The sequence below is a fragment of the Hydrogenophaga sp. L310 genome (assembly GCF_055703065.1).
Genome location: NZ_JBVPZA010000003.1, coordinates 142865 through 167716 on the forward strand (window position 1 = coordinate 142865; position 24852 = coordinate 167716).

Here is a 24852-nt window from a genome sequence, read left to right on the forward strand (position 1 = left end):
GTGAATGTTTTGTGTTGCGGTGTCGCATCGAATGCGCGACCTTCAACACCACAGCACACACACGCATCACCGGCAGCGCTCACTGGCAGGCTTCACAACCGGGGTCGTCGATCGCACAAAACTTGATGTCGGTGGCGGGCTCTGCCGACATCGAAGTCGCAACGGGTGCGACCATCGAAGCATCGTTGCCGTGCACCGAGACCGCGTTGAGCTGACCGGTGCGCCCCGTTGATTTTTCAGCCTGCGTGGCAGAGGTTGTGCGCAGGTAGTAGGTGGTCTTGAGGCCGCGCAGCCACGCGAGCTTGTAGGTGTCGTCGAGCTTCTTGCCCGAGGCGCCGGCCATGTAGATGTTCAGGCTCTGCGCCTGGTCGATCCACTTCTGGCGCCGCGCCGCGGCTTCCACCAGCCACAGCGGTTCCACTTCGAAAGCGGTGGCGTACAGCGCTTTCACTTCTTGCGGCACGCGGTCGATGGAGCGCAGCGAACCGTCGAAGTGTTTGAGGTCCATGACCATCACGTCGTCCCACAGGCCCAGCCGCTTCAGGTCTTTCACCAGGTAGCCGTTGATGACGGTGAACTCGCCCGACAGGTTGGACTTGACCGAGAGGTTGCCGAAGCAGGGCTCGATGGACGCGTCCACGCCGATGATGTTGGAGATGGTCGCGGTCGGCGCGATCGCCACGCAGTTGGAGTTGCGCATGCCGTCGGTGGCGATCTTCTGGCGCAGCGCGTCCCAGTCCAGGCTGCTGCTGCGGTCCACGTCCACATAACCACCTCGCTCGTGTGCCAGCAGGTCCAGTGTGTCGGGCGGCAGGATGCCCTGGTCCCACAACGAACCCTTGTAGCTGGCGTATCGGCCGCGCTCCCTGGCGAGTTCGGTGGAGGCCCAGTAGGCGTGGTAGCAGACCGCTTCCATCGAGCGGTCGGCAAACTCGACCGCGTCGTTGGAGGCATAGGGGATGCGCAGTTCGTACAGCGCGTCCTGGAAGCCCATGATGCCGAGACCGACCGGGCGGTGGCGCATGTTGGAGTCGCGTGCTTTCTTGACGGCGTAGTAGTTGATGTCGATCACGTTGTCGAGCATGCGCATCGCGGTCTTGATCGTCTTCTGCAGCTTCTGATGATCAACCCCACCATCTTTCAGGTGCATGAGCAGGTTGATCGAGCCGAGGTTGCAGACCGCAGTTTCGGTGTCGCTGGTGTTGAGTGTGATCTCGGTGCAGAGGTTGGAGCTGTGCACCACGCCGGCATGTTGCTGCGGGCTGCGCACATTGCAGGCGTCCTTGAAGGTGATCCAGGGGTGGCCGGTCTCGAACAGCATCGACAGCATCTTGCGCCACATGTCGGTGGCGGGCAGCTTGCGGTAGGGCTTGATCTCGCCGCGGGCGGCCTTCTCTTCATAGGCGACGTAGGCCTTTTCGAAATCGGCGCCGAACAGGTCGTGCAGGTCGGGCACGTCGTTGGGCGAGAACAGGCTCCACTCGCCTTTTTCCATCACGCGCTTCATGAACAGGTCGGGAATCCAGTTCGCCGTGTTCATGTCGTGGGTGCGGCGGCGGTCGTCGCCGGTGTTCTTGCGCAGTTCCAGGAATTCTTCGATGTCCAGGTGCCAGGTTTCCAGGTAGGTGCAGACCGCGCCTTTGCGCTTGCCGCCCTGGTTCACCGCCACGGCGGTGTCGTTGACCACCTTGAGGAAAGGCACCACGCCTTGCGATTCGCCGTTGGTGCCCTTGATGTGTGCGCCCATGGCCCGCACGCGCGTCCAGTCGTTGCCCAGGCCGCCAGCGAACTTGGACAGCAGCGCGTTTTCCTTGATCGACTCGTAGATGCCGTCGAGGTCGTCGGGCACGGTGGTCAGGTAGCAGCTGGAGAGTTGCGAGCGGCGGGTGCCGCTGTTGAACAGCGTGGGCGTGGACGACATGAAATCGAACGAGGACAGGACCTCGTAGAACTCGATGGCGCGCGCTTCGCGGTCGATCTCGTTGAGCGCCAGGCCCATGGCCACGCGCATGAAGAAAGCCTGCGGCAGCTCGATGCGGGACTTGCGCACGTGCAGGAAGTAGCGGTCGTACAGGGTCTGCAGGCCAAGGTAGTCGAACTGCAGGTCGCGCTCGGGCTTGAGCGCCGCGCCCAGACGGGCGAGGTCGAACTGCTGCAGCTTCTCATCGAGCAGCTCGTTCTGCACACCCTTCTTGATGAACTGCGGGAAGTAGTCGGCGTAGCGTGCGCCCATCTCGGTGGAGGGCACTTCTTCACCGATCACCTCCTTGACGATGGTGTGAAGCAGCAGGCGCGCGGTGGCGTAGGTGTAGTCGGGGTCTTTTTCGATCAGGGTGCGCGCGGCCAGGATGGAGGCCTTGTAGACCTCTTCGATCGGCACGCCGTCGTACAGGTTGCGCTTGGTCTCGGCGACGATCGGGTCGGCCTTGACGTCTTTGCCCAGGCCTTTGCAGGCGTCTTCGATCAGGTGCTGCAGGCGGTTCAGGTCCAGCGGCACGCGCTGGCCGCCGTCCATCACGTGCAGCAGGGCTTCGGCGGGCTTCTGCGCTTCTGCCTGATGGGCTCGTTCCTGCGTGCGGCGTTCGCGGTACAGCACGTAGGCGCGCGCCACTTCGTGGTGACCGCTGCGCATCAGGCCGAGTTCGACCTGGTCCTGCACGTCCTCAATATGGAAGGTGCCGCCGGCGGGGCGCGAGCGCATCAGCGCGCGCACCACGTTCTGCGTCAGGGCGTCCACCGTTTCGCGCACGCTGGCCGAGGCCGCGCCCTGGGTGCCGTGCACGGCCAGGAAGGCTTTCATCAGCGCCACCGCGATCTTGCTTGGCTCAAAAGGCACGACCGCGCCGTTGCGGCGGATGATCTGGTACTGGGCAAAAACCGAGCTGGCGCTGTCGGGCATGGCAGCGCTGGTGGCACCAGCGGAAGGCATCGCGGACGCGGTGGCGGATGTGGGGGATTGGGCAGTCAGCATGGTTCCTCTTTCGTTTGTTTTGTGGCGGCGGCCAAGGCGCGCGGTGTCGGATGGCAGCGTGGTGGGGAGGCCGGTTCCGCGACAAATCCGTTGGCTTGATCGGGTTTGAGCAGAAAAATCAAGAGGGTCAAGAGCCAGTTGATCGGGCGACCGCAACGCGCAGAGCACACTATATCTGGTGTGTGGTGGGTGTTCAAGCCACTACCGGTAGTGTTTGTGAAAAAACTGCGACCGACGCGATGGACCCCTTTCGTCAGACAAAAATGCCTGGGGTCTCCCGAACCGCTGCAACGTCAGCGAACGTCTGGTGACGGCTCAATGAGCCTTGCTGTCGGATTTTTTCTGCAGCAGGGATGCGGGCTGCCGGGAGTTTTGTCGTTGAAAGCGGCGCCCATGTTGCGCTGTGCAAACCGCCAGCGTTTGGGAAACTTGGGACCTCAGGGGGTCATGCGGGTAGACGGACGCGTGTCTTGGGGAAAACACGCATCGGACCAACCCAGATCTTGTTGTAGCCGTGTCCAGTCGAAACCGCTGCCTGGGTCCTGCTTGCGGCCGGGGGCAATGTGCTCGTGGCCCGCCACGTGGGCGATCGGGTAACGCCCGCCGAGGCTGGCGCACAAGCGGGTCAGGCAGTCGTATTGCGCACTGGTGAAGGGTTCGCCTTCCTGACCCTCCAGCTCGATCCCGATGGAGTCGTCGTTGCAGTTGCCGCGGCCACGCCAGCAGGACGTTCCGGCGTGCCAGGCGCGTGCATCGGCGTCGACAAACTGCACGAGTTCGCCATCGCGGCGGATGAAAAAATGCGCCGAGACTTCCATGCCACGGATCTGCTGGAAGTAGGGATGGGTGTCCCAGTCGAGCTGGTTGGTGAAGAGTTGTTCCACTTCCGGGCCCCCGTAGACGCCGGGCGGCAGGCTGATGGAGTGGATGACGATCAGGTCGATCCGTGCGCCTTCGGGACGCGGGCCGAAATTGGGCGATGCGCAGCGGCGGGCGGCACCCAGCCAGCCGCCATTCCAGTCGGTGGGCGACACGGACAGATCGCCGGCTTCAGGTTTCATCGTCACCGTCTGCGGGGGTGGTGATGCCGAGCCGCTGGATGCGGTAGCGCATCTGGCGCAGGTTCAGACCCAGACGTGCCGCGGCGGCTGTGCGGTTGAAATCGGTTTCCTTCAGCGCCTTGAGCAGAACCTGGCGCTCCTGCTCGTCCAGGTAGGTCTGCAGATCGGCCGGAATGCCTGCGGTCGGTGCCGAAACTGGGGTGGATGCTGCGAACGCTTCGACTGTTGTCGGGCTCTCCGGGCGCAACGCCATGTCGCTCGTATCGCCGAAATCTTCTGCCTGCAACACCGCACCGCTGCTGAGTGCCAACGCACGTTGCAGCAGGTTTTCCAGTTCACGCACATTGCCCGGCAACTCGCAGGTCTGCAGCCACGCCATCGCCGTGCTGGACAACGCGGGTACCGGCTGGCCCGACTCGCTGCAGATGCGTTTCAACAAGGCGTGGGCCAGCTCGGACAGGTCCTCGCGCCGCTCGCGCAGGGCGGGTGTGCGCAGACCGATCACGTTCAGACGGTAAAACAGGTCTTGCCGGAACTCACCGCTCTTGACGAGAGCGGCCAGATCGCGGTGGGTGGCGCTGACCAGGCGCACGTCCACCGCTTCTTCCTGCACGCCGCCGAGTGGGCGCACGCGCCGCTCCTGGATCACGCGCAGCAGCTTGGCCTGCATCTGGAGCGGCAGGTCGCCGATTTCGTCGAGGAACAGGGTGCCGCCCTTGGCCGCCTGGAAGTAACCTTCGCGGTCGTGGGTGGCGCCGGTGAAGGCGCCCTTGCGGGCACCGAAAAACTCGGCCTCGATCAGGTTTTCGGGAATCGCGCCGCAGTTGACCGCGACGAAGGGGCCGGTGGCCCGGTGGCTGCATTCGTGCACCGCGCGCGCCACCAGTTCCTTGCCGGTGCCCGATTCGCCCAGGATGAGCACGGGCGCCATGCTGGTCGCCACTTTTTCAATGCGGTTGCGGATCTGCACCATGCAGCCCGAGGCGCCGACGATGCGTTCGAGGGCCTGCACGCCGGCGGGCGGCGGCGGGGCGCTGCGCGGCATGGGTTCGCCCGAGGGCGGCCGCATCGCGGACGGGTACCGCTGGCTCTGCAGAGCGGCCGTCACCGCGGCACGCAGCTGCTTGAGGTCCACTGGTTTGGTGAGGTAGTCGAAAGCGCCGGATTTGAGCGCTTCGACCGCGTTCTCGGCCGAGCCGTAGGCGGTGATGACGATGCTCTTTTCGGTGCGCAGACCGGTGTTGAGTTCACGCAGCAACTCCAGGCCCAGACCGTCGGGCAGTCGCATGTCGGTGATCAGCACGTCAAAGTGGCGTTGCGCCAGCCACTCCCGGGCCTGGGTGAGGTCGGGGGCGGACACCACTTCATGACCTTCGCGCAGCAACGTCAGTTCGTAGAGGGTGCGCAGGTCCGGCTCGTCGTCGACGACCAGGATGGACGTGGGTGTGGGTGTGGTCATCTATCGGCAGGGGGAAGGGTCACCGCGTGGACAGGGACGGCGGGTCCGCCTGGGAGACGCCGGGGCGGGTCATGCCGGGCACCGAGTCAGCCACGGGGTAGGCTGGGCTTTGTTGTGCGGGCTGCCCGCTCGCTGTCGCGCTGGGCAGGAGCACAAAGAATTCGTTGCCTTCGCGCTGGTCGAGCCGGCTGCGCTGGTAGGCGATCTGCGCCCCGTAGCGCTCGCACAGTTCCCGGCAGATGTACAGGCCCAGGCCGCTGGAGCGGCTCTCCGAAGAGAAGAAGGGCTCGAACAGGTGGCGCAACACGCTGGCCTCCAGCGGTGCGCCATCGCTCCAGACCGACAGGCGCACGCGGTCTGTGCCGCCGGGCTGCGTGATGACGCGGATGGAAGAGCGCTGACCGCTGGCATGGCGCAGGGCGTTGTCCAGCAGGTTGATCAGCAGGCGCCGCAGGTGCTCGGGATCGAAGCTCACATGGGCTTGCGGCGCGTGCAGGTGCACGCCCAGGATGCCCTGAATCTGGTTCTGGCGGTTCCATTCGTGCGTGATCTGGCGCACGGTCGGATCCAGTGGCAGAGCCGACGCGTAAGCCCCGTCCTGAAGCGGTTGGGCGCGCGCCACGTTGAGGATGTCGTCCACGATGCGCGCGAGCCGCTGGGCGTTCTGCTCGATCATGCGCGTGAGCCGCTTCTGCCCGGGTTCGTTCACCTCTTCGTCGAGCAGCGCGTTGGCCTGGGTGATGGCCGACAGCGGGTTGCGGATTTCGTGCGCCACGGCCGCCGACATGCGACCCATGGCGGCCAGCTTCTCGGTGCGCACGCGGGCCTCGACTTCGCGCAGGTCCTCCAGGAACAGCACGCACAGCGCGGCCTGCGTCTGGCCCGGGGTGCGCGTGAGCCGGGTGCGGGCGAAAAACCGGTGCGAGGTGAATTCGTCGATGTCGATGCGCACCTCGGACTCCATGGGGTGCCCGAGCGCGAAGCTCTCGTTCACCAACTGGGACAGTCCTTCCCACCCGTGGCGTGCCGACAGCAGCAGTTTGGCCGCATGGGGGTAGTGCTCGCCCATGAGCATGGCCTTGGCCGCCGGATTGGCGTTGCGCACCACGCCGTGCGGGTCCACCACCAGCACGCCTTCGCTCAGGCTCTCGATCACCAGTTCGTTGACCTGGGCCTGCGTGCGGGCAGCGGCCTGGCTGCTCTGGGCCAGCACCTCTTCCCGGGCGAGTCTCACAGCGAGCTGGTTGGCCAGCAGGGCCACGATGAAGAAGCCCGTGCCCGTCAGACCCGACTGCAGGAAGCGCGAGGTGGACACCTCGCTGAGCAGCGGCGCACTCGCGGCTGCTTCACCGAGCAGGAACAGTGTGACGCTCGCGGCTGTGGCGAGCGCCAGCGTCATCGAACCCATGACCGCCGCCAGCAGGACTGGCAAGGCAAACAGGGGCGTGTAGTTGAGGCCCCCTTGCTGGAAGAACTGCAGCAGGCCGAACACCAGCAGGTCAACGCCAATGGTCAGTGGCCATTGCAGGCTGACCGCTTTCCCGGGGTTGTCGACACGCCACCAGACCATCATGGCCAGCGCGGCGGTGAGGTGCAGCGCGCTGATCAGCACCAGCCAGTCCGGGCCACCGCTGTGGTTGAGCAGCTCGAAGACCTGCAGCGCCAGCAAGACAGCGGCGATGAAGGCACGGGCCCGCATGAAGGCGCGCCACAAACGCTCGAAAGCGTGGCGCCGCTGTTCGCGCCCCAGCGATCCGTGCTCCTCATAGGGGGAGAACCAGGAGGGCGCGAAACTGGGGTGAAGGTCCTGGGCCATGTTCGTTCTTGCCTGGCGCACAGGCCCGTATCAGCTGCCCTGACGCTCGTGCGACGCGCGGTGTTCGGCGCAGCAGTAGGCGCCTCGGGGGCCTTTGATGGCCTCGTTCTCAGGCAGGTGTGCGCCACATTGCAGGCAGGCCACCATGGTCACTGGCGGGAGGGGCTTTCGGGGTGCAGGGGCTTGCGCACGGTCAGCGTCCTGCGAGCGGTTGTTGCGCCAGACCCAGAACGCCACCAGGACCACGGCCAGTACGAGCAGAAATTTCATGGACGGGGGTCTCAGGCACGCTGCAGAACGACTTCGAGAACGAAGCGGGAACCGACATACCCGAGCAGCAGAAAGCCTGCGCCGACGTAGAGTGTGCGCACTGCGGTGCGGCCCCGCCAGCCCAGCCGCCAGCGACCGACCAGCAAGACGCCCATGGTCAGCCAGGCCAGCACCGAGAAAGCCGTCTTGTGGTCCCAGACCCAGCCGTGGTCGAGTGAGCCCGAAAACCACCAGCCGGCCAGCAGCGTGGCGCTCAGCAGCGCAAAACCGGCCGCCACGAAGCGGAAGGTCAGCCGCTCCAGGGTCAGCAGTGGCAGGGTGGTGTCGGCCGCGGCGCCCAGGCGCATGGACCTTTCAGCCCGCTGCATCATCCAGGCGTGCACCACGGCCACGGCAATGAGCCCGTAGGAGGCGATGCCCAGCGCCCAGTGCAGCGGCAACCAGCTCGACCGCAGGGCCGGGTAGGGCGAGCCGGGGAATACCAGCGCCAGCAGCACCGCCACAGTGCCCAGCACGGCCAGCGTCCAGCGTGCGCGCATCTGGGGATACAGCCGTGTCTCCACCAGATACACCGTCAGGACCAGCCAGGCGGTGACCGAGAGCGCGGGTGCGAAGCCAAAGCGGGGAGGGTGTTCGAGCAGGCCCGAGGCGAGCACGAGCAGGTGCAGCAGCCAGGCGATGGCCAGCACGCCGCGTGTCTGCGCTGCCGTCAGGCGCGGGTGGGCCCAGGCCAGCACGGCGTACGACAGCGCCGCCACCGCGGACAGCAGGGCGGCGGGCGGGTTCGTCGACAGGGCGGGCAGGAGGTTCATTGGTTCAGCGCGGTACTCAGCAGGCGCCACAGGGCACGGCTAAAATCATCTGCACAGTTTAACGGTCTTGCCCCGAACGAGTTCGCCGGGTACCGGCCAGTCCATCCGGGACGCGCGGGCCTCCCGTCCGACCCGTCGCCACCCTTCCCGGCGCCCACCAGCACACCCGAGCACACCATGGCATCAGCCCTCTCAGACCGCCTCTCACGCATCGTCAAGGAAATGCGCGGCCAGGCCCGCATCACCGAAGACAACGTCGCCGACATGTTGCGCGAGGTGCGCATGGCCTTGCTGGAAGCCGACGTGGCGCTGCCGGTGGTGCGCGACTTCATCGCCCGGGTGAAAGAAAAGGCGCTGGGCCAGGAGGTGATCGGTTCGCTGTCGCCGGGGCAGGCGCTGGTGAGCATCGTCAACCGCGAACTGGCCGCCACCATGGGCGAAGGCGTGTCGGACATCAACCTCGCGGCCCAGCCGCCGGCGGTGATCCTGATGGCCGGCCTGCAGGGTGCCGGTAAAACGACCACCACCGCCAAGCTGGCCAAACACCTGATCGAGAAGCGCAAGAAAAAGGTGCTCACGGTCTCGGGTGACGTGTACCGCCCGGCGGCCATCGAACAGCTCAAGACCGTGACCGCGCAGGCCGGCGCCGAGTGGTTTCCGAGCACGCCCGACCAGAAACCGGTGGACATCGCCCGCGCCGCGATCGATTACGCACGCAGGCACTACTTCGATGTGCTGCTGGTCGACACCGCCGGCCGCCTGGCGATCGACGAAGCGCTGATGCGCGAGATTCAGGAACTGCACGCGGTGCTCAACCCGGTGGAAACGCTCTTCGTGGTGGACGCCATGCAGGGCCAGGACGCGATCAACACCGCCAAGGCCTTCAAGGATGCGCTGCCGCTGACCGGCATCATCCTCACCAAGCTCGACGGCGATTCGCGCGGCGGCGCGGCGCTCTCGGTGCGCAGCGTCACCGGCGTGCCGATCAAGTTCGCCGGTGTGTCCGAAAAGATCGATGGCCTGGAGGTGTTCGACGCCGAGCGCCACGCCGGCCGCATCCTGGGCATGGGCGACATCCTGGCCCTGGTTGAGCAGGTCACGGCTGGCGTGGACATGGCATCGGCGCAGAAGCTGGCCGCCAAGGTCAAGAGCGGTGAAGGTTTTGACCTCAACGACTTTCTCGACCAGATCCGCCAGATGAAACAGATGGGGGGGCTCTCCAGCCTGATGGACAAGTTGCCCAGCGCCATGACCGCCAAGGCCGGTCAGGTGGACATGGACCGCGCGGAAAAAGACATCAAACGCAAGGAAGGCATCATCTGCAGCATGACGCTCAGGGAGCGCAGCAGGCCCGAGCTCATCAAGGCCACGCGCAAGCGCCGCATCGCTGCCGGTGCCGGCGTGCACGTGCAGGAGGTCAACCGGCTGCTCAAGGAATTCGAGCAGATGCAGGGCATGATGAAAAAGATGAAGGGCGGCGGCCTCATGAAGATGATGAAGCGCATGGGTGGCATGAAGGGCATGCCCAAGCTGCCCGGCATGGGTTGACCGAAGTCAAGTGAGGGGAATGGTCAGCGGCCCATACTCCCTGCCCATGCTGACTGGTATCGAAATGGCGCTGGCCTTGGCCTGCATGGTGATGGCTTTGTGGTTCCGCCCCTGGCGCATGCTGGCGGGTCCCTTGCTCACGCCCGCGCTGGCTGCGCTCGCCCTGTTGCCCTGGCTCTGGCTGTTGCCTCAGAAGATGCCGCAAGGCCTTCAGGTGCAGCTCTCGGGCGCCTGCCTGCTGGTTCTGATGCTGGGCTGGCCGCTGGCGGTGCTGGTGCTCTCGGGCGTGGTGCTGGCCGTGTGGCTGCTGGGCCACTCGGATCCGGCTGCCGCGCTGTCCCAATGGGTCTGGATCGGTCTGGTGCCGGCCACGCTGGCGCTGGGTATCGGGGCGCTGTTGCGCCGCTGGCTGCCGCCCAATCCTTTTGTCTACACCCTGGGGCGGGGCTTTATCGGCACCGCCGCGGCGGTGTTTCTTTCGGGTGTGTTGCTGGAAGCCGCCCAGCAGTGGGTTGGCGGTGCCCCGCACGAGCAGGCGCTGGTGGCGCGCTGGCTCATGGCCTGGGGCGATGCCTTTCTGACGGGCATGTTCAGCGCCATCTTCGTGGCCTTCGCGCCGCAATGGCTGGCGACCTGGTCCGACGAGCGTTATCTCCAATCACCGAAGCCCTGAACGCTGGCCGGGCAAGCCGCCCGGCTCGCCACCCGCGATCAGGCGGCTTTGAGCAGCGACAGGCGCGAGGCGTGGCGCCAGGCCCGGCGCAGCACGGCCGGTGACCACGACTCTTCCGGGATCAGCAAGGCGCCTCGGGCGCGCATCCAGGACCCGAGCGCGACGTGACCGGTGGCCACGGTGAACGGCACCGCCAGGAGCAGCGGCAGGGTCACCGGCAGCATCCAGACCAGGGCTTCGATGTTCAACGAGGCCACACCGAACACCAGCACGCCGATGACGGCTGCGATCGGAGCCAGCTGGGCGAACGCGCCGCGCCAGGCCACGCCGACCGCTTCCCGGGGCGGGGACTTCCAGTCGAGCTGGATGCCGGTGACGGCGACCAGCACGAACAGCGAGTGCGCCACCATGCGGATGGGCGCCTGAAGCAGGGCCAGGGCGCTCTCCAGCAAGGCGCTGGACAGCAGGATGCCGGCGCCGCCGAAGCCTTTTTGTTCGCCCTTGAGGAACACCGACAGCAAGCCGAGCACACGGGGCAGGAACAGCAGGCACAGGGTCCAGATCCAGAGACCCAGGCGTTCGCTGGACGTGTCGTACCAGCCCGGCAGCTGGCTCGGGTCGGCCACACACAGGGCGGTGCCGAAGGCCAGGAAGGCCAGCCACATCGGGGCCGACAGGTAGGACATGGCACCGATGGCGAACATGGAACGGTGCACGCGGTGGATGCCGGGTTCGGCCATCAGGCGCGAGTTCTGCAGGTTGCCCTGGCACCAGCGGCGGTCGCGCTGCAGCTCGCTCAGCAGGTCGGGCGGCTGCTGCTCGTAGCTGCCGGTGAGGTCGGACACCAGCCACACGTGGTAGCCGGCACGGCGCATCAGGGCCGCTTCAACGAAATCGTGCGACATGATGCCGCCGGACATGCCGCCCGTTCCCTTGATCGGGGCCAGCGCGCAGTGCTGCATGAAGGGTTCGACACGGATGATGGCGTTGTGGCCCCAGTAGTGGGACTCGCCGAGCTGCCAGAACTGCATGCCGAGGGTGAACAGACGGCCCGTGACGCGCGAACCGAACTGCTGTGCGCGCGCGTGCAGCGTGGCGTGACCGATGGCCTGCGTGGCGGTCTGGATGATGCCGGCGCTCGGATTCGCGTCCATCAGCTTGACCATGGACACCAGGCAGCTGCCGCTCATGACGCTGTCGGCGTCGAGCACCACCATGTGGTCGTAGTCCTTGCCCCAGCGGCGGCAGAAATCGGCCACGTTGCCCGCCTTGCGGTGGGTGCGGCGCTCGCGCAGGCGGTAGTACACCTCGATCGGTGGATGGCCGGGCTGCTCGGCCAGGGCCGCGCGCAAGGCTTCCCAGGCGCTGCGCTCGGCGGCGGCGATGGCGGGGTCGTAACTGTCGGACAGCACGAAGACGTCGAACTGGCTGGCGTGGCCGGTGCCGATGAGCGATTCGCAGGTGGCGCGCAGGCCGGCGAACACGGTGGCCACATCTTCGTTGCAGATGGGCATGATGATGGCGGTGCGTGTGTCGGGGTTCATCGCGTGGTCGCGCACCGAGGCGGCGGTGAGGGTGTGGCGGTCGCCGCGCAGCAGCACCCAGAAACCCATGAGCGCGGTCACGAAGCCGGTGACGACCCAGGCGGACAACACGGCGAACAGCACCAGCTGGGCCATTTGCAGCCAGGTGTGTTCATCTTCCGGCTGGGCGCTGATGTACAGGCTGGCGGCCAGCGCCGTGCTCAGCAGCGTCAGCAACACGAACACCGTGCGGCGCCGGTTGGCCGCGATTTCCCAGGCCTGTGGTGTTGGTTGCTCGCTGGGGCGTACCTTGGGCGTGCGCGGTGGCAACCACTGGCTGGCGCTGGCCAGCACGGCGGTCCCGATGCTGTTCCAGAAGCCCCGCCAGGGGCGTGGCGCCATGGACCCGCGGTTGACCGGCGGGGCCGTCACCGCGTTCGGGTGGCGTTCTTCACGCAGCAGGCTGCGGCCACTCAAGGGGGCGCTCACTCGGGCAGGAGTAGTTGTGTCCATGTTTCGCTCAAGGTGTCGTTCTGGTGTTGGAGAAAGGCGCGCAGCTCGACCGGGCGGTCCGGGTCGATGCGTTCCACGCGCAGGGTCACGCGCCAGGTGCGCGTGGCCGGATTGGGGTAGGCCAGGGCTTCGAGGACCCGGCCGTTGGCGTCGGCGCTCACCACTGCGCGCACCGGGGCGTCTGCGGGCAGGTTGTCCAGCGCCGGACCGGTGAAGTCGAGCACGTACTGGGGCTGGCGCGCCTGTTCGCTGACGCTCAGCTTGGTGTAGCCGTAGCCGCGGCGGCTCTGGGTGACCCAGGCGGAAGGGGGGCGCTGTGGCGTGTCGCCCTGCCAGGCCAGCTCGTAGGCGTACTCAAAGGGTTCGCCGGGCGTGGGCAGGGTGGCGGGCACCCAGTAGGCGACGATGTTGTCGTGTGTTTCGTCGGGCGTGGGCAACTGCACCAGTTCCACGCGGCCGGCACCCCAGTCGCCCAGCGGCTGGATCCAGGCGCTGGGGCGGCGCTCGTAGCGGGCTTCCACGTCTTCGTAGCTGGCGAAGCTGCGGTCGCGCTGCATCAGGCCGAAGCCGCGCGGCTGTTGCATGGCGAACGAACTCACCACCAGCTGGCGCGGGTTCTGCAGCGGGCGCCACAGCCACTCGCCGTCCCCGGTGACCATCATCAGGCCGTCCGAGTCGTGGACTTCCGGACGGAAGTCGGTGGCGCTGGGCTGGTTCTCGCCAAACAGGAACATGCTGGTCAGCGGGGCCAGGCCGAGCGTGTTCACCGGCGCCGAGCCTGGGCGCAGGTAAACCCGGGCGTGCACGCTCACGGTGGTCTGGGCGCCCGGACGCAGCACGAAGCGGTAGGCGCCGGTGCTGCGCGGCGATTCCAGCAGGGCGTAGACCGTGATCTGCTTCGCGTCCGCCGCCGGGCGCTCCAGCCAGAACTCGGTGAAGCGCGGGAACTCTTCGCCGCTGCCGCCCACGGTGTCGATGGCGAGGCCACGGGCCGACAGGCCGTACTGCTGGCCGGCGCCGAGCGCCCGGAAGTAGCTCGCACCGAGAAAGGCGACGAGTTCGTCTTTCTTGGCCGGTTCGTTCAGTGGGTGCAGCAGCCGGAACCCGGCAAAGCCGAGGTCGCCCCACTGACTGGGATCCACCACGTTGCGCCCGTATTCAAACAGTTCGCGCCGGAAAGGCAGATCCTTCACGCCTTCAGGTGTGATTTCGTGAATGCGAACGGGTTGTGTCTGGTACAGGCCGAGGTGGAAGTACTGGGCTTCGAAAGGCAGGCTTTGCGTGCGCCAGGTGGACTGGTCTTCCCGGAAGCGGATGAACCGCATCTGGTCGTAATCCAGGGCGGCGAGGTCCGCAGGCAGTTTGTCGCTGTTTGCGCTGTAGGGTGCCTGCGCGCGGGTCCGGGCCAGCTGGCTGAGGGTGTTCCAGTCAAAGCCCTGTGCCTGCGCGGAAGCCGCGACCAGCATGGTGAGCAGCGCGATCAGCAGGGATCGGCTGCGCTGGATGCGGGGCGCTGGAAGCGGTCTGAAATCAATGGGCATGCCTGGATTAGGGCAAACCCTGTGCCAGGTCTGAAAAAACCTTTTAAATCAACTGGTTATGAATCGATTTTGATGTGATCGACCGGTTGGGCGTTTTCGGGAAGGTCCCGGATACCGGTTTTTGTCGTCGATCGGCGACAGGCAGGCGGGTGCTGGAAAAAAAACCGTGACAGATCAACGGTTTCTGGTTGTCACACATCGGCGACAGGGTCGCTGGACTCGGTGCCCGCACCGGCGCCGGCATCGCTCTTGAACAGGCCCGGCGTGAGCGCGTGTTTTTGCAGCAGGCGGTAGAACTCGGTGCGGTTGCGCTGGGCCAGACGGGCCGCATCGGCCACATGGCCGTCGGTCATTTTCAGCAGGCCGACCAGGTACTCGCGTTCGAAGCGCTGGCGCGCGTCGACGAAGCTCAGCACCTCGGCCGAGGGCGTGCGCAGGGCGCGCTGCACCAGCGCCAGCGACACCAGGGGCGTGGTGGACAGGGCGCACGCCTGCTCGACCACGTTGTAGAGCTGGCGCACATTGCCCGGCCAGGCGGACATCGTCAATGCCTTGAGCGCCTCGGGCGCAAAGCCGGAGCTGCGCTTGCCGTATTTGGCGGCCAGTTTGGCCAGGAAGTGGTTGGCCAGCAGGGCGATGTCTTCGCGCCGCTCGGCCAGCGTGGGCAGGGTCAGCGTAACGACGTTGAGCCGGTAGTAGAGGTCTTCACGGAACTGGCCCATGGCCATGGCGGCTTCGAGGTCGCGGTGCGTGGCCGAAATGATGCGCACGTCCACCGGCACCGACTGGCTGGACCCCAGCGGGCGCACCGCGCGCTCCTGCAGCACGCGCAGCAGCTTGACCTGCAGGGCCGGCGGCATGTCACCGATCTCGTCGAGCAACAGGGTGCCGCCGTCGGCGGCCTGGAACAGGCCCTTGTGGTTGGCCACGGCGTCGGTGAAAGCGCCCTTCATGTGGCCGAACAGCTCGGATTCGAGCAGGGCCTCGGGAATGGCGCCGCAGTTGACGGCGATAAACGGGCGCTTGGCGCGCGGGCTGGCCCGGTGGATCGCGCGGGCCAGCACTTCCTTGCCGGTGCCGCTGTCGCCGCGCAGCAGCACACTGGCGTCGGACTGGGCGACCATGCGGGCCTCGGCCAGCAGATCGGCCATGCGGTTGGAGCGGCTGACGATCTCGGCACGCCATTGTTCGTCGGCAGGGTGGCTCGGGCTGGCCGGTGCGCCCAAGGCCAGGGCCTGGGCGATTTTTTCCAGCAGTTCCCGGGCTTCGTAGGGTTTGGTGAGGTAGCCATAGACACCCCGCGCCGTGGCCTCCACCGCATCGGGGATGGTGCCGTGCGCGGTGAGCAGGATCACCGGCAGCGAGGGGTGGCGGGCCCGGATCTCGTCGAACAGCGCCAGGCCATCGCGCCCGGGCAGGCGCACGTCCGACAACACCAGCTGCGGGCGCTCGATGTCGAGCTGGCTCAGCGCGGCTTCGGCCGAGCCGACCGCCGTGACCTGGTAACCCGCCGCCCCGAGCCGCATCGACAGCAGGCGCAGCATGTCGGCATCGTCGTCCACCACCAGCAGGCGCGCGCGCGCCGCGCCAGGCGCCGGGGACGGTGGGCTGACTGGCGTGCTCATGGCTTCGGTGCTCGCCCGGCACCACGCGGTGTCAGGCTGCGTTCGATGGCGCGCATGGCTTCGAGCCGGTCGCTCAGCACCTCGATGCGGCGCTGGCTGTCGCGCAGCTGCTGCGACAGCCGCTCCACGCTGTCTTCCAGGCGACGCTGATCGAGCAGGCGGGCGGCCAGCAGCCGGGCCAGCGGCTTGAGGGGAGCGCTGTCGGGCGCCGGGTGGGCCATGACGCGCTGCAGCAGGCCCAGCGCGCGGGCCGTGTCGGCGGGCTGGTGGCTGTGCATCAGGACCAGCGCGAGCTGGATCTGGCGCACCGGCAGGTTGCCGGGTTCACCGAGCGCAGCCTGTTCCTGTGTCAGGCCGTTCGCTGGCAGACCCCGCAGACGGTCGGCGTAGGCGAGCACCGACTCCAGGGCTGGCGGTGTGAGGGCGTCCCCGGCCGGCGGGCTGTCCCGATCCCCGGAGGCCAGCGCGGGGGGCATCGGTGCCGGTGGGGTGGCCACTGCCGTGGTGGCGGTCGTGGGGGATGGTTCGATGGCGGGTACCGGCGGTGGTGCGGGAGCGGGTTCCGGTGTGGCGCAGGCGCTCAGGCACACGGCAGCGCTCAGGCACAGGGCGACGCGACGGGACCGGTTCTTCAGGTGGACGCGGCGGAACGCTCGCTGGAAGGTATCAACTGGCATGGGGCAATTCGATGCGGAAATGGGCGCCGTGGCGCGCGGGCAGCAACTGGACCCGGCCGCCGTGCGCTCCAATGTACTCGTGCACGATGGACAGGCCGATGCCGGTGCCCCTCACCGTGTCCGTGGGCTGGCGTTCGCCCCGGTAAAAAGGTTCAAAAACACGGTCGCGGTCGGCCTCGGCCACCCCGGGACCCTGGTCGATCACGTCGAGACAGGCCCGGCCCGCGTCGTCCTGCAGCACCAGGCGGACCAGTCCGCCATGGGGAGAAAAACGGATCGCATTCGACAGCAGGTTGCCGATGGCCGAGGCCATCTTCTCGCGATCCACCGGCAACACCATCGACGGACCTTCGGCGCGCACGCTGAGCTGGTGCGACTGCCAGCGCAGGCGCTGGGTTTCGATCTGTTCTTCCACCAGGGCCAGCAGGTCGGTGGGTTCGCGCTGGAGCTGGCGGGCTTCAAAAGCCGCGGCGTTGAAGCGCAGCAGCGCCTCGATCTGGTGTTGCAGCAACTGGGTGTTGTGCTGCAGGATGCTCACCACCTCGGCCTGGCTGGGGTTGAGCGGCCCGGCCACGCCGTCGCCCAGCACCGCCACGCCCTCGTGCAGCGAGGCCAGAGGCGTCTTGAGTTCGTGCGAGACATGGCGCAGGAAACGGGCCTTGTCGGCATCGAGTTCGGTGAGTCGAAGACGCAGCCACTCCAGCTGCTGACTGACCCGTCGCACATCGGGCGGGCCGGGGATGTCGATCGGCAGGTCGAGCCGGTTCTCGCCCAGGCCCACGATGGCTTTCTCCAGCCGCTGGAACGGCCGGGCCAGCCAGACGCCAAACCCCAGCGCCATCACGGCGGCCAGGGCGATGGAGCCCAGCACCTGTTGCGTCAACTGCCGGCGGCTTTTCTCGACGCGGTCCTGCAGCGCATCGTTGCGGTTGCCGATGATGGCCTGGACCTGCTGGGCAATCGCCGCGCTGTGGCCGTCGAGCTCGCGGAAGGCGCGGGCCACGGCGCGCTCGCGGTCGAGCGCGGTGTCCGGCGAACCGTCCAGCAGCGCCTCGACGTCGCTCAGCTGCTGCAGCCACTGGCGCGAGAACTCGGGCGGCAGTTCGTTGCTTTCGAGCCGGCGCAGGATGTCCCTGGCGTGGCCGGCCGCTTCTTCAAAACGCTGCCGCAGCTGGCGGTCGCCCAGCACCAGGGCCTGGCGGGCGGCCCGTTCCATGGTCAGGCTGCGCTCGCTGAGCGACTGGGCCGCGGTGCTCAGCGCGATCGCCTGGGTGGTGCTCTCCCGGCTCTGCGCCATGATCGTGTCGAGCGAAAACAGCGCGCGCAGGGCTGCCGCACCCAGCAGCGCGCCGATGAGCACAAAGGCCACCAGCAGCAACTGGGGGAAGGAAAACCGCAGCGTGGCTTTCAACACCGGGTGCCCCGGGTCAAGGGAGCGGTCACGGGACTGCCCTCCGCGCTGCGCACTGCGGGGCCGAGCGCCTTCGGTACGGCCCGGTGGAGGCTCATGCGGTTTCGCTCACCATCACTTCACCGCGCAGCGAATGCGCAAAGGTTTCGGTGATGCGCACGTCGATCATCTGGCCCACCAGACGGGCGGCGTTCGGTCCGGCGGCGAAATTGACCACACGGTTGCATTCGGTGCGGCCCATGAGCTCGGGCGCCTCGGCCGTGGATTTGCGCGACGGCCCTTCGACCAGGATGCGCTGCACCGTGTCTTGCCTGCTGGCGCTGATGCGGGCCACGTTGGCTTCGATCACGGCCTGCAGGTGCTGCAGGCGCTTGAGTTTCACGGCGTGGTGCGTGTCGTCGGGCAGGTTGGCCGCGGGCGTGCCCGGGCGCGGGCTGAAGATGAAGCTGAAGCTGATGTCGAAACCGATGTCGTCGATCAGCTTCATCAGCTTGCCGAAGTCTTCTTCGGTTTCGCCGGGGAAGCCGACGATGAAGTCGCTGCTCATGGCGAGATCGGGCCGGATCGCGCGCAGCTTGCGCACCGTGCTCTTGTATTCCATGGCGGTGTAGCCGCGTTTCATGGCCATGAGGATGCGGTCGCTGCCATGTTGCACCGGCAGGTGCAGGTGGTTCACCAGTTTCGGGATTTTCGCGTAGGCCTCGATCAGGCGCGGCGTGAACTCGTTGGGGTGGCTGGTGGTGTAGCGGATGCGCTCGATGCCCGGGATGTCGGCCACATATTCGAGCAGCAGCGCGAAGTCGGCGATCTCGGCCGTGTCGCCCATCTTGCCGCGGTAGGCGTTGACGTTCTGTCCCAACAGGTTGACCTCGCGCACGCCCTGGTCGGCCAGGCCGGCGATCTCCACCAGCACGTCCTCGAACGGGCGGCTCACCTCGTCGCCGCGCGTGTACGGCACCACGCAGTAGCTGCAGTATTTGGAGCAGCCTTCCATGATCGACACGAAGGCCGAAACGCCGTCGACCCGCGCGGGCGGCAGGTGGTCGAACTTCTCGATCTCGGGGAAGCTGATGTCCACCTGCGGGCGGGCTTGTCTTTCGCGCCGGGCCAGCAGTTCGGGCAGGCGGTGCAGGGTCTGCGGACCGAACACCACGTCCACATAGGGCGCGCGCTTGATGATTTCGGCGCCCTCCTGGCTGGCCACGCAGCCGCCGACACCAATCAGCACACCCTTTTTCTTCAGGTGCTGCACGCGCCCGAGGTCGGAAAACACCTTTTCCTGCGCCTTCTCGCGCACCGAGCAGGTGTTGAAGAGGATCAGGTCGGCCTCGTTCACATCCTGCGTGGGCTCGTAGCCTTCAGCGGCGTTCATCACGTCGGCCATCTTGTCCGAGTCGTACTCGTTCATCTGGCAGCCGAAGGTTTTGATAAAGACTTTTTTGGACATGCTGTGATCACCCCCTGCGCCGCTGCGCGGCTTCCCCCTGGAAGGGGGACCGCACTGGCGGCCCGGCGAAGCCGGTTCCGCGGTGCGCCTGGCGGGGCCTTTGCTGGTTGCTTGGGGTTATTCGCCGGCGCGCTTACGCTTCTCGGCGGCTTCGGCTTCGGTCAGGATCCAGACGTCGTGCACCAGGCCGTTGGGCTCCACGGTGTAGTTGACGAGCAGTTTCTGGTTCACCAGTCCGCCCGACATCAACAGCATGTTGTTGGTGCCCCGGATGCGGGAGCCGGGCGAGAGCTGGGCGGTTTTCCCGTCCAGCTGGATCACGGGGGGCTGCACCACGACCAGCGTGCCGCGCAGAGCCTTGTCCGGAAAGGTGCGCGGTTGGTTCTGGGCCAGGGCCGCGGGCGCCAGGCCGAAGGCCAGCAGGCCGATCGCGAGCGTGGTGGTGCGCCGGGCGGCGCGGAAGCGGGCAGAAAAGCAGCGGTTCATGGTATCGATCCAGAGGCTGTGGGTGGGCGGGGATGACCGCTCGCGCAAGGCAGGCGCGAGGCCTTGCATTCTCGCATGTTGGCCACGCCGCTGGAGGCGGTGCCACAACAGGTGACCAAGCAGGTGCTGCGCAGCCAGGGCTGGACGCCCGGCAAACACCGGGCCTGAAGCGCGGGCTTATTTCCAGCGGATCGGTTCGATGTGTACGCTGCCCCGCGTGCTGCTGAGCGTGAGCGCGCCTTCCTGCACGGTGGCCTGCAGCTGCATGCTGCGTTCGGCCATGGCCGCCAGCGCGGGCGCCACCTCGGTGGGCAGGCGCCAGACCTGCAGTTTCTCCAGTCGCGCGAGCTTGGTCTCGATGCCGCGCCACCAGACGTCGGCCGCCGAGCCGAAGGCGTACAGGATCACCGCATCGGCCTTGCTGCAGGCTTTGGACACCGGTTTGTCCTCGGGCTGGCCGACCTCGATCCAGATGCGCTTGCGGCCGGTGTAATCGGTCAGCGAAACATCGGGATCGTCCGGGTCCGACAGGCCGGCGCCAAAGGTCAGCGTGCCGTCGCCCTTGCAGGTGTCCTGCAGCTCGTGGGCGTGGATGGCCATGGCCGTCAGGCGCACCATCATGCGTTCGTCGGTCTCGCTCGGGTGGCGGGCAAGGGTGAGCGCGTGGTCGGCGTAGTAGCCGTGGTCGATGTCTGCGATCTGCAGGTTCGCCTTGAAGATGGTGGATTTGATGGCCATGAATCGGGCGGGCAAGAAAAAAAGCGGACACCGTCGCCGGGGTCCGCTTTTTGTAATTCTGGTGGCGATAGGTGGACTTGAACCACCGACATCAGCATTATGAATGCTGCGCTCTAACCAACTGAGCTATATCGCCAACGCGGTCGGCATTGTAGCCCAATTCGAACCCCGAATAAGGGCGGGGTCAGCGCGGCGGGCGGTCAGGCCGGCTTTTTCACGTAAGACGCGCACCAGCCCTGGGCCGCCACCTGCCTGCCCGCGAACAACGGGCAAGGCCCGGCGTCCGCGCCAGCCGTGCCCTGGTACAGCCCGCAGTTGGCACAGGTCTGGCTGTCGGCATGGTTGGGGTATTTGGTTTTGTCGGCCCGTGCCGTGTCCGCGACATAGCCGAGCGCCACGGCAGCGGCGTCCGCCTCGTCGAGCATGGGGCCGCCGCTGGCCTCCGGGGCCATCGGGGGAGCGGCGGGCTCGGGTGCGGGTGGTGGGGCCATCGGGGCGGCAGGAGCCATCTCGGGTGCAGCAGCGGGGGGTGTGGCCTGGTCCGAGCAGGCCGCGGCCAGCACGGCCCCGGAGGCGGGAATCATGAAAATGAAACGGCGGCGTGTGGTCATGGGGGTCTCCTGGAGTGGATCGGCGCGATCCACGCCCGCCGGGCTCAGACCCCAACGGTCATCGCTTGCCAGAGGCGTGGAGCCGAAGCCATTTATACGCCGGTGCCCCCGGGCGCCCTGTTACAGACTGTGTGCGTCCCAACATTGGCGCTCACTGGTGCTGGAACACCGCCTTGCGTTTGTTCACGAACGCGTCCATGCCTTCCTTCTGGTCGGCGGTGGCGAACAGCGCGTGGAACAGGCGGCGCTCGAACATCACGCCGTCGGCCAATGTGCCTTCGAAAGCGCGGTTGACGCATTCCTTGGCGGCCATCACAGATGGCTGCGAGAACTCGCAGATCATGAGTGCGGCGCCCAGGGCCTCGTCCATCAGCTTGTCCAGCGGCACCACGCGGCTCACCAGCCCGGCGCGCTCGGCTTCGGTGGCGTCCATCATGCGGCCGGTCAGGGCCATGTCCATGGCCTTGGCCTTGCCCACCGCTCGCGGCAGGCGCTGCGTGCCACCAGCGCCGGGGATGATGCCGAGCTTGATCTCGGGTTGGCCGAATTTGGCGTTGTCGGCGGCGATGATGAAGTCGCACATCATGGCCAGCTCACAGCCGCCACCCAGGGCGAAACCGCTGACCGCGGCGATCACCGGCTTGCGCACGCTGCGGATGGTTTCCCAGTTGCGGGTGATGTAGTCGCCCTTGTAGACGTCGGCGAAGGAGTAGGTCGCCATGGCGCCGATGTCGGCGCCGGCGGCGAAGGCCTTTTCGCTGCCGGTGATGATCATGCAGCCGATGCCTTCGTCGGCATCAAAGGCCTGGAGCGCGGCGCCCAGTTCGGTCATCAGCTGGTCGTTCAGCGCATTGAGCTGCTTGGGTCGGTTCAGGGTGATGATGCCCACGCGGCCTTCGGTGCGCAGGGTGATCAGTCCGGGGGTGGCGGTTTCGCTCATGGTGTTTCCTCGGGTGGTGTGTGATGATTGACGTAAACGTCAACTATAGCGGGCCGTCCGATACCGGGCCACCCAAGGGAAAACATTAACCGACCGATGGGTCGGTTAATGGTAGATTGCCGTTCCCATCCCACCACCAGCGCTGCGGAACGACGGCGCCAGGAGACAGACACCCATGAACGCACCCGCCGCGGGCAGCACCGTGCTCTATGAAGAGCGCGGCGCCGTTGCCCTGATCACGCTCAACCGTCCGGACGCCCTCAACAGTTTCACGCGCCAGATGCACCGCGAGCTCTGGGCTGCGCTGGATCGCGCCGAAGCCAACCCGGTGATCCGCGCGATGGTGCTCACCGGCGCGGGTCGCGGCTTCTGCGCCGGTGCCGACCTCGCCGAATTCGACTTCGAGCCTGGCCCCGATCTCGTCAAACGTGCCGATCCCGGGCCGGTGATCGATCAGGCTTTCAACCCCACGGCACGGCGCATCCAGTCGCTGCGGTTCCCGGTGATCGCCGCCGTCAACGGCGTGGCCGCGGGCGCGGGCGCCTCGCTGGCCATGACCTGCGACATCGCGATCGCCGCGCCCGGCGCGAGCTTCATCCAGGCCTTCAGCAAGATCGGGCTGATCCCGGACGCCGGCGGTAGCTGGTTCCTGGTGGAGCGGCTGGGCCTGGCGCGCGCCATGGCGTTGGCCATGACGGGCGACAAGCTGCCCGCCGCGCAGGCGAAAGAATGGGGAATGATCTGGGACGTGCAGGACGATCCGCTGGCCGCCGCGCTGGCTGTTGCCGAGAAGCTGGCCGTGATGCCGACCAGGGCTCTGGTCGCCACGCGCGCGCTGCTGCGCGACGCCGGCACCCGCACACTGAACCAGCAGCTCGACGTGGAGCGCGACATGCAGTCGGCGCTGGGCGCCACGCACGATTACATCGAAGGCGTGATGGCGTTCCGCCAGAAGCGCCCGGCGCAGTTCAAGGGGGAATGAATGAGCATGACGCCGCAAGAACGCGCCGCCAAGGTCGGTGAATCCATGTTCGCCGTGGACGTGGCGGCCCGCGAGACCATGGGCATCGAACTGGTCAGCGTGGAGCCCGGGCGCGCCGTGCTGCGCATGGCCGTCAAGCCGCTGCACCTCAACGGCCACCAGATCTGCCACGGTGGCTTCATCTTCACGCTGGCCGACACCACCTTTGCTTACGCCTGCAACAGCTACAACCGGAACGCGGTGGCGGCGGGCTGCAGCATCGAGTTCCTCAAGCCCGGCCAGGACGGCGACGTGCTGACCTGCGAAGGCGTGGAGCAGACGCTGCAGGGCCGGCACGGCATCTACGACATGCGGGTGACCAACCAGAAGGGTGAGGTGATCGCGATGTTCAGAGGCAAGAGTGCGGTGATTCCCGGGCAGGTCTTTCCCGAAGAGGTGCAGGCATGAACCACTTCCCGCTGGAACCGATCGAAAAAGCCAGCATCGACGAGCTGCGGGGCTTGCAGCTCAAGCGCCTGCAGGGCACGCTGCGCCACGCCTACGCGAACTCGCCGGTCTACAAGGCCAAGTTCGACGAAGCCGGCGTGCACCCGGACGACTGCCGTTCACTCGCCGACCTGGCCAAATTCCCTTTCACCACCAAGAAAGACCTGCGCGACAGCTACCCCTTCGGCATGTTCGCCGTGCCGCGCGAGCGCTGCGCGCGCATCCACGCCAGCAGCGGCACGACCGGCAAACCGACCGTGGTGGGCTACACGCTGAAGGACATCGACACCTGGTCCAACGTGGTGGCGCGCAGCATCCGCGCCAGCGGCGCGCGGCCGGGCGACATGGTGCACGTGAGCTACGGCTACGGCCTGTTCACCGGTGGCCTGGGCGCGCATTACGGCGCCGAGAAGCTGGGCCTGACGGTGGTGCCCTTCGGCGGCGGCCAGACCGAGCGCCAGGTGCAGCTGATGCAGGACTTCCGGCCCGACATCATCATGGTCACGCCCAGCTACATGCTGGCCATCGCCGACGAATTTGAGCGCCTGGGCCTGGACCCGCGCGAGAGCAGTCTGCGCATCGGGATCTTCGGCGCCGAGCCCTGGACCAACGACATGCGCGTGGCCATTGAAGCGCGCATGAACATCGATGCGGTGGACATCTATGGCCTGTCGGAAGTGATGGGCCCGGGTGTGGCCAACGAGTGCGTCGAGACCAAGGACGGACCGACGATCTGGGAAGACCACTTCTACCCCGAGATCATCCACCCCGAGACCGGTGAACCGGTGGCCGATGGCGAGATGGGTGAGCTGGTGTTCACCAGCCTGACGAAGGAGGCGCTGCCCATCATCCGCTACCGCACGCGCGACCTCACGCGCCTGCTGCCGGGCACGGCGCGCACCATGCGCCGCATGGAAAAGATCACCGGCCGCAGCGACGACATGATGATCGTGCGCGGGGTCAACGTGTTCCCGACGCAGATCGAGGAATTGATCCTGAAACGACCCGAGCTCAGCGCGCACTACCAGTGTGTGCTCACGCGCGAAGGCCATCTGGACACCCTGTCGGTGGTGGTCGAGACGCGCCCGGGCCTCGCGCCCGAGAGCATCGAAGCGCGCACCGCGGCCGAGCGGCTGCGTCACGAGGTCAAGGTGTTCGTGGGCAGCAGCGTCGAGGTGGTGCTCAAGCCCGAGGGCGGCGTGGAACGCAGCCAGGGCAAGGCCAAGCGGGTGGTGGATTTGCGGCCGAAGTAGCGGCCCCCC

The 24852-nt window shown here is 66.8% G+C and carries 21 protein-coding genes and 1 tRNA gene; 5 read left to right on the plus strand and 17 right to left on the minus strand.

Annotation, left to right across the window (positions count from 1 at the left end):
• Positions 1-79 precede the first annotated feature (79 nt).
• From AC0GNO_RS07350 to AC0GNO_RS07375, 6 genes are all read right to left on the minus strand, one after another.
• On the minus strand, positions 80-2971 hold the full coding sequence (locus AC0GNO_RS07350) for a ribonucleoside-diphosphate reductase subunit alpha (RefSeq protein ID WP_472903533.1): 2892 nt from the start codon (positions 2969-2971) through the stop codon (positions 80-82).
• A 437-nt stretch (positions 2972-3408) separates the two neighbouring features.
• Positions 3409-4032 (minus strand): 1,6-anhydro-N-acetylmuramyl-L-alanine amidase AmpD, encoded by a 624-nt coding sequence (ampD, locus tag AC0GNO_RS07355; protein WP_472903534.1) that lies wholly within the window; start codon positions 4030-4032, stop codon positions 3409-3411.
• Entirely contained in the window at positions 4022-5491 is a 1470-nt protein-coding gene (locus AC0GNO_RS07360; protein WP_472887697.1) for a sigma-54-dependent transcriptional regulator, read from the minus strand. The genes ampD and AC0GNO_RS07360 overlap by 11 nt, the downstream gene beginning before the upstream one ends.
• A 19-nt stretch (positions 5492-5510) precedes the next feature.
• Positions 5511-7307 carry a sensor histidine kinase gene (locus AC0GNO_RS07365; protein WP_472887696.1) on the minus strand — a complete coding sequence of 599 codons (1797 nt, stop codon included), beginning with the start codon at positions 7305-7307 and terminating at the stop codon, positions 5511-5513.
• 30 nt (positions 7308-7337) lie between these two features.
• Positions 7338-7577, minus strand: a complete 240-nt coding sequence (locus tag AC0GNO_RS07370; RefSeq protein ID WP_472887695.1) for a PP0621 family protein — start codon at positions 7575-7577, stop codon at positions 7338-7340.
• A gap of 11 nt (positions 7578-7588) precedes the next feature.
• Positions 7589-8389, minus strand: a complete 801-nt coding sequence (locus AC0GNO_RS07375; RefSeq protein WP_472903535.1) for a cytochrome C assembly family protein — start codon at positions 8387-8389, stop codon at positions 7589-7591.
• A 177-nt stretch (positions 8390-8566) separates the two neighbouring features.
• On the opposite strand from AC0GNO_RS07375, the gene ffh reads away from it, so the two are divergent.
• Positions 8567-9937: a signal recognition particle protein gene (gene ffh, locus AC0GNO_RS07380; protein ID WP_472887693.1), complete on the plus strand. Its 1371-nt coding sequence runs from the start codon at positions 8567-8569 to the stop codon at positions 9935-9937.
• Between the two features lie 46 nt (positions 9938-9983).
• Positions 9984-10610, plus strand: a complete 627-nt coding sequence (locus AC0GNO_RS07385; protein ID WP_472903536.1) for a hypothetical protein — start codon at positions 9984-9986, stop codon at positions 10608-10610.
• Between the two features lie 38 nt (positions 10611-10648).
• On the opposite strand, the gene mdoH is transcribed toward AC0GNO_RS07385, so the two are convergent.
• From mdoH to AC0GNO_RS07440, 11 genes are all read right to left on the minus strand, one after another.
• Complete coding sequence (mdoH, locus tag AC0GNO_RS07390) at positions 10649-12646, minus strand: glucans biosynthesis glucosyltransferase MdoH (protein ID WP_472903537.1); 1998 nt, start codon at positions 12644-12646, stop codon at positions 10649-10651.
• Complete coding sequence (locus AC0GNO_RS07395) at positions 12619-14187, minus strand: glucan biosynthesis protein G (RefSeq protein WP_472903538.1); 1569 nt, start codon at positions 14185-14187, stop codon at positions 12619-12621. Before AC0GNO_RS07395 ends, mdoH begins: the two co-directional genes overlap by 28 nt.
• Positions 14188-14378: 191 nt before the next feature.
• Complete coding sequence (locus AC0GNO_RS07400; RefSeq protein ID WP_472903539.1) at positions 14379-15812, minus strand: sigma 54-interacting transcriptional regulator; 1434 nt, start codon at positions 15810-15812, stop codon at positions 14379-14381.
• Entirely contained in the window at positions 15809-16489 is a 681-nt protein-coding gene (locus AC0GNO_RS07405) for a hypothetical protein (protein ID WP_472887688.1), read from the minus strand. The genes AC0GNO_RS07400 and AC0GNO_RS07405 overlap by 4 nt, the downstream gene beginning before the upstream one ends.
• Positions 16479-17903 (minus strand): sensor histidine kinase, encoded by a 1425-nt coding sequence (locus AC0GNO_RS07410; protein WP_472903540.1) that lies wholly within the window; start codon positions 17901-17903, stop codon positions 16479-16481. Before AC0GNO_RS07410 ends, AC0GNO_RS07405 begins: the two co-directional genes overlap by 11 nt.
• A 91-nt stretch (positions 17904-17994) precedes the next feature.
• Entirely contained in the window at positions 17995-19347 is a 1353-nt protein-coding gene (gene miaB, locus AC0GNO_RS07415; protein WP_472903541.1) for a tRNA (N6-isopentenyl adenosine(37)-C2)-methylthiotransferase MiaB, read from the minus strand.
• A gap of 117 nt (positions 19348-19464) precedes the next feature.
• The gene (locus AC0GNO_RS07420) at positions 19465-19833 is read right to left on the minus strand and encodes a hypothetical protein (protein ID WP_472903542.1); all 369 of its coding nucleotides are present in this window, start codon (positions 19831-19833) and stop codon (positions 19465-19467) included.
• Between the two features lie 177 nt (positions 19834-20010).
• Positions 20011-20571 (minus strand): YaeQ family protein, encoded by a 561-nt coding sequence (locus tag AC0GNO_RS07425; RefSeq protein ID WP_472887684.1) that lies wholly within the window; start codon positions 20569-20571, stop codon positions 20011-20013.
• A 59-nt stretch (positions 20572-20630) separates the two neighbouring features.
• Positions 20631-20707: transfer RNA gene (locus tag AC0GNO_RS07430), tRNA-Met, on the minus strand.
• 64 nt (positions 20708-20771) lie between these two features.
• Positions 20772-21182 carry a high-potential iron-sulfur protein gene (locus tag AC0GNO_RS07435; protein WP_472903543.1) on the minus strand — a complete coding sequence of 137 codons (411 nt, stop codon included), beginning with the start codon at positions 21180-21182 and terminating at the stop codon, positions 20772-20774.
• 151 nt (positions 21183-21333) lie between these two features.
• Positions 21334-22122 (minus strand): enoyl-CoA hydratase, encoded by a 789-nt coding sequence (locus tag AC0GNO_RS07440; protein ID WP_472903544.1) that lies wholly within the window; start codon positions 22120-22122, stop codon positions 21334-21336.
• 175 nt (positions 22123-22297) lie between these two features.
• On the opposite strand from AC0GNO_RS07440, the gene AC0GNO_RS07445 reads away from it, so the two are divergent.
• Genes AC0GNO_RS07445 through paaK form a run of 3 tightly spaced genes read left to right on the plus strand, consistent with a single transcriptional unit; the run spans position 22298 to position 24843 of the window.
• The gene (locus AC0GNO_RS07445) at positions 22298-23104 is read left to right on the plus strand and encodes an enoyl-CoA hydratase-related protein (protein ID WP_472903545.1); all 807 of its coding nucleotides are present in this window, start codon (positions 22298-22300) and stop codon (positions 23102-23104) included.
• A gap of 6 nt (positions 23105-23110) precedes the next feature.
• On the plus strand, positions 23111-23551 hold the full coding sequence (gene paaI, locus AC0GNO_RS07450; protein ID WP_472903546.1) for a hydroxyphenylacetyl-CoA thioesterase PaaI: 441 nt from the start codon (positions 23111-23113) through the stop codon (positions 23549-23551).
• Positions 23548-24843: a phenylacetate--CoA ligase PaaK gene (paaK, locus tag AC0GNO_RS07455; protein WP_472903547.1), complete on the plus strand. Its 1296-nt coding sequence runs from the start codon at positions 23548-23550 to the stop codon at positions 24841-24843. Before paaI ends, paaK begins: the two co-directional genes overlap by 4 nt.
• Positions 24844-24852: the final 9 nt, after the last annotated feature.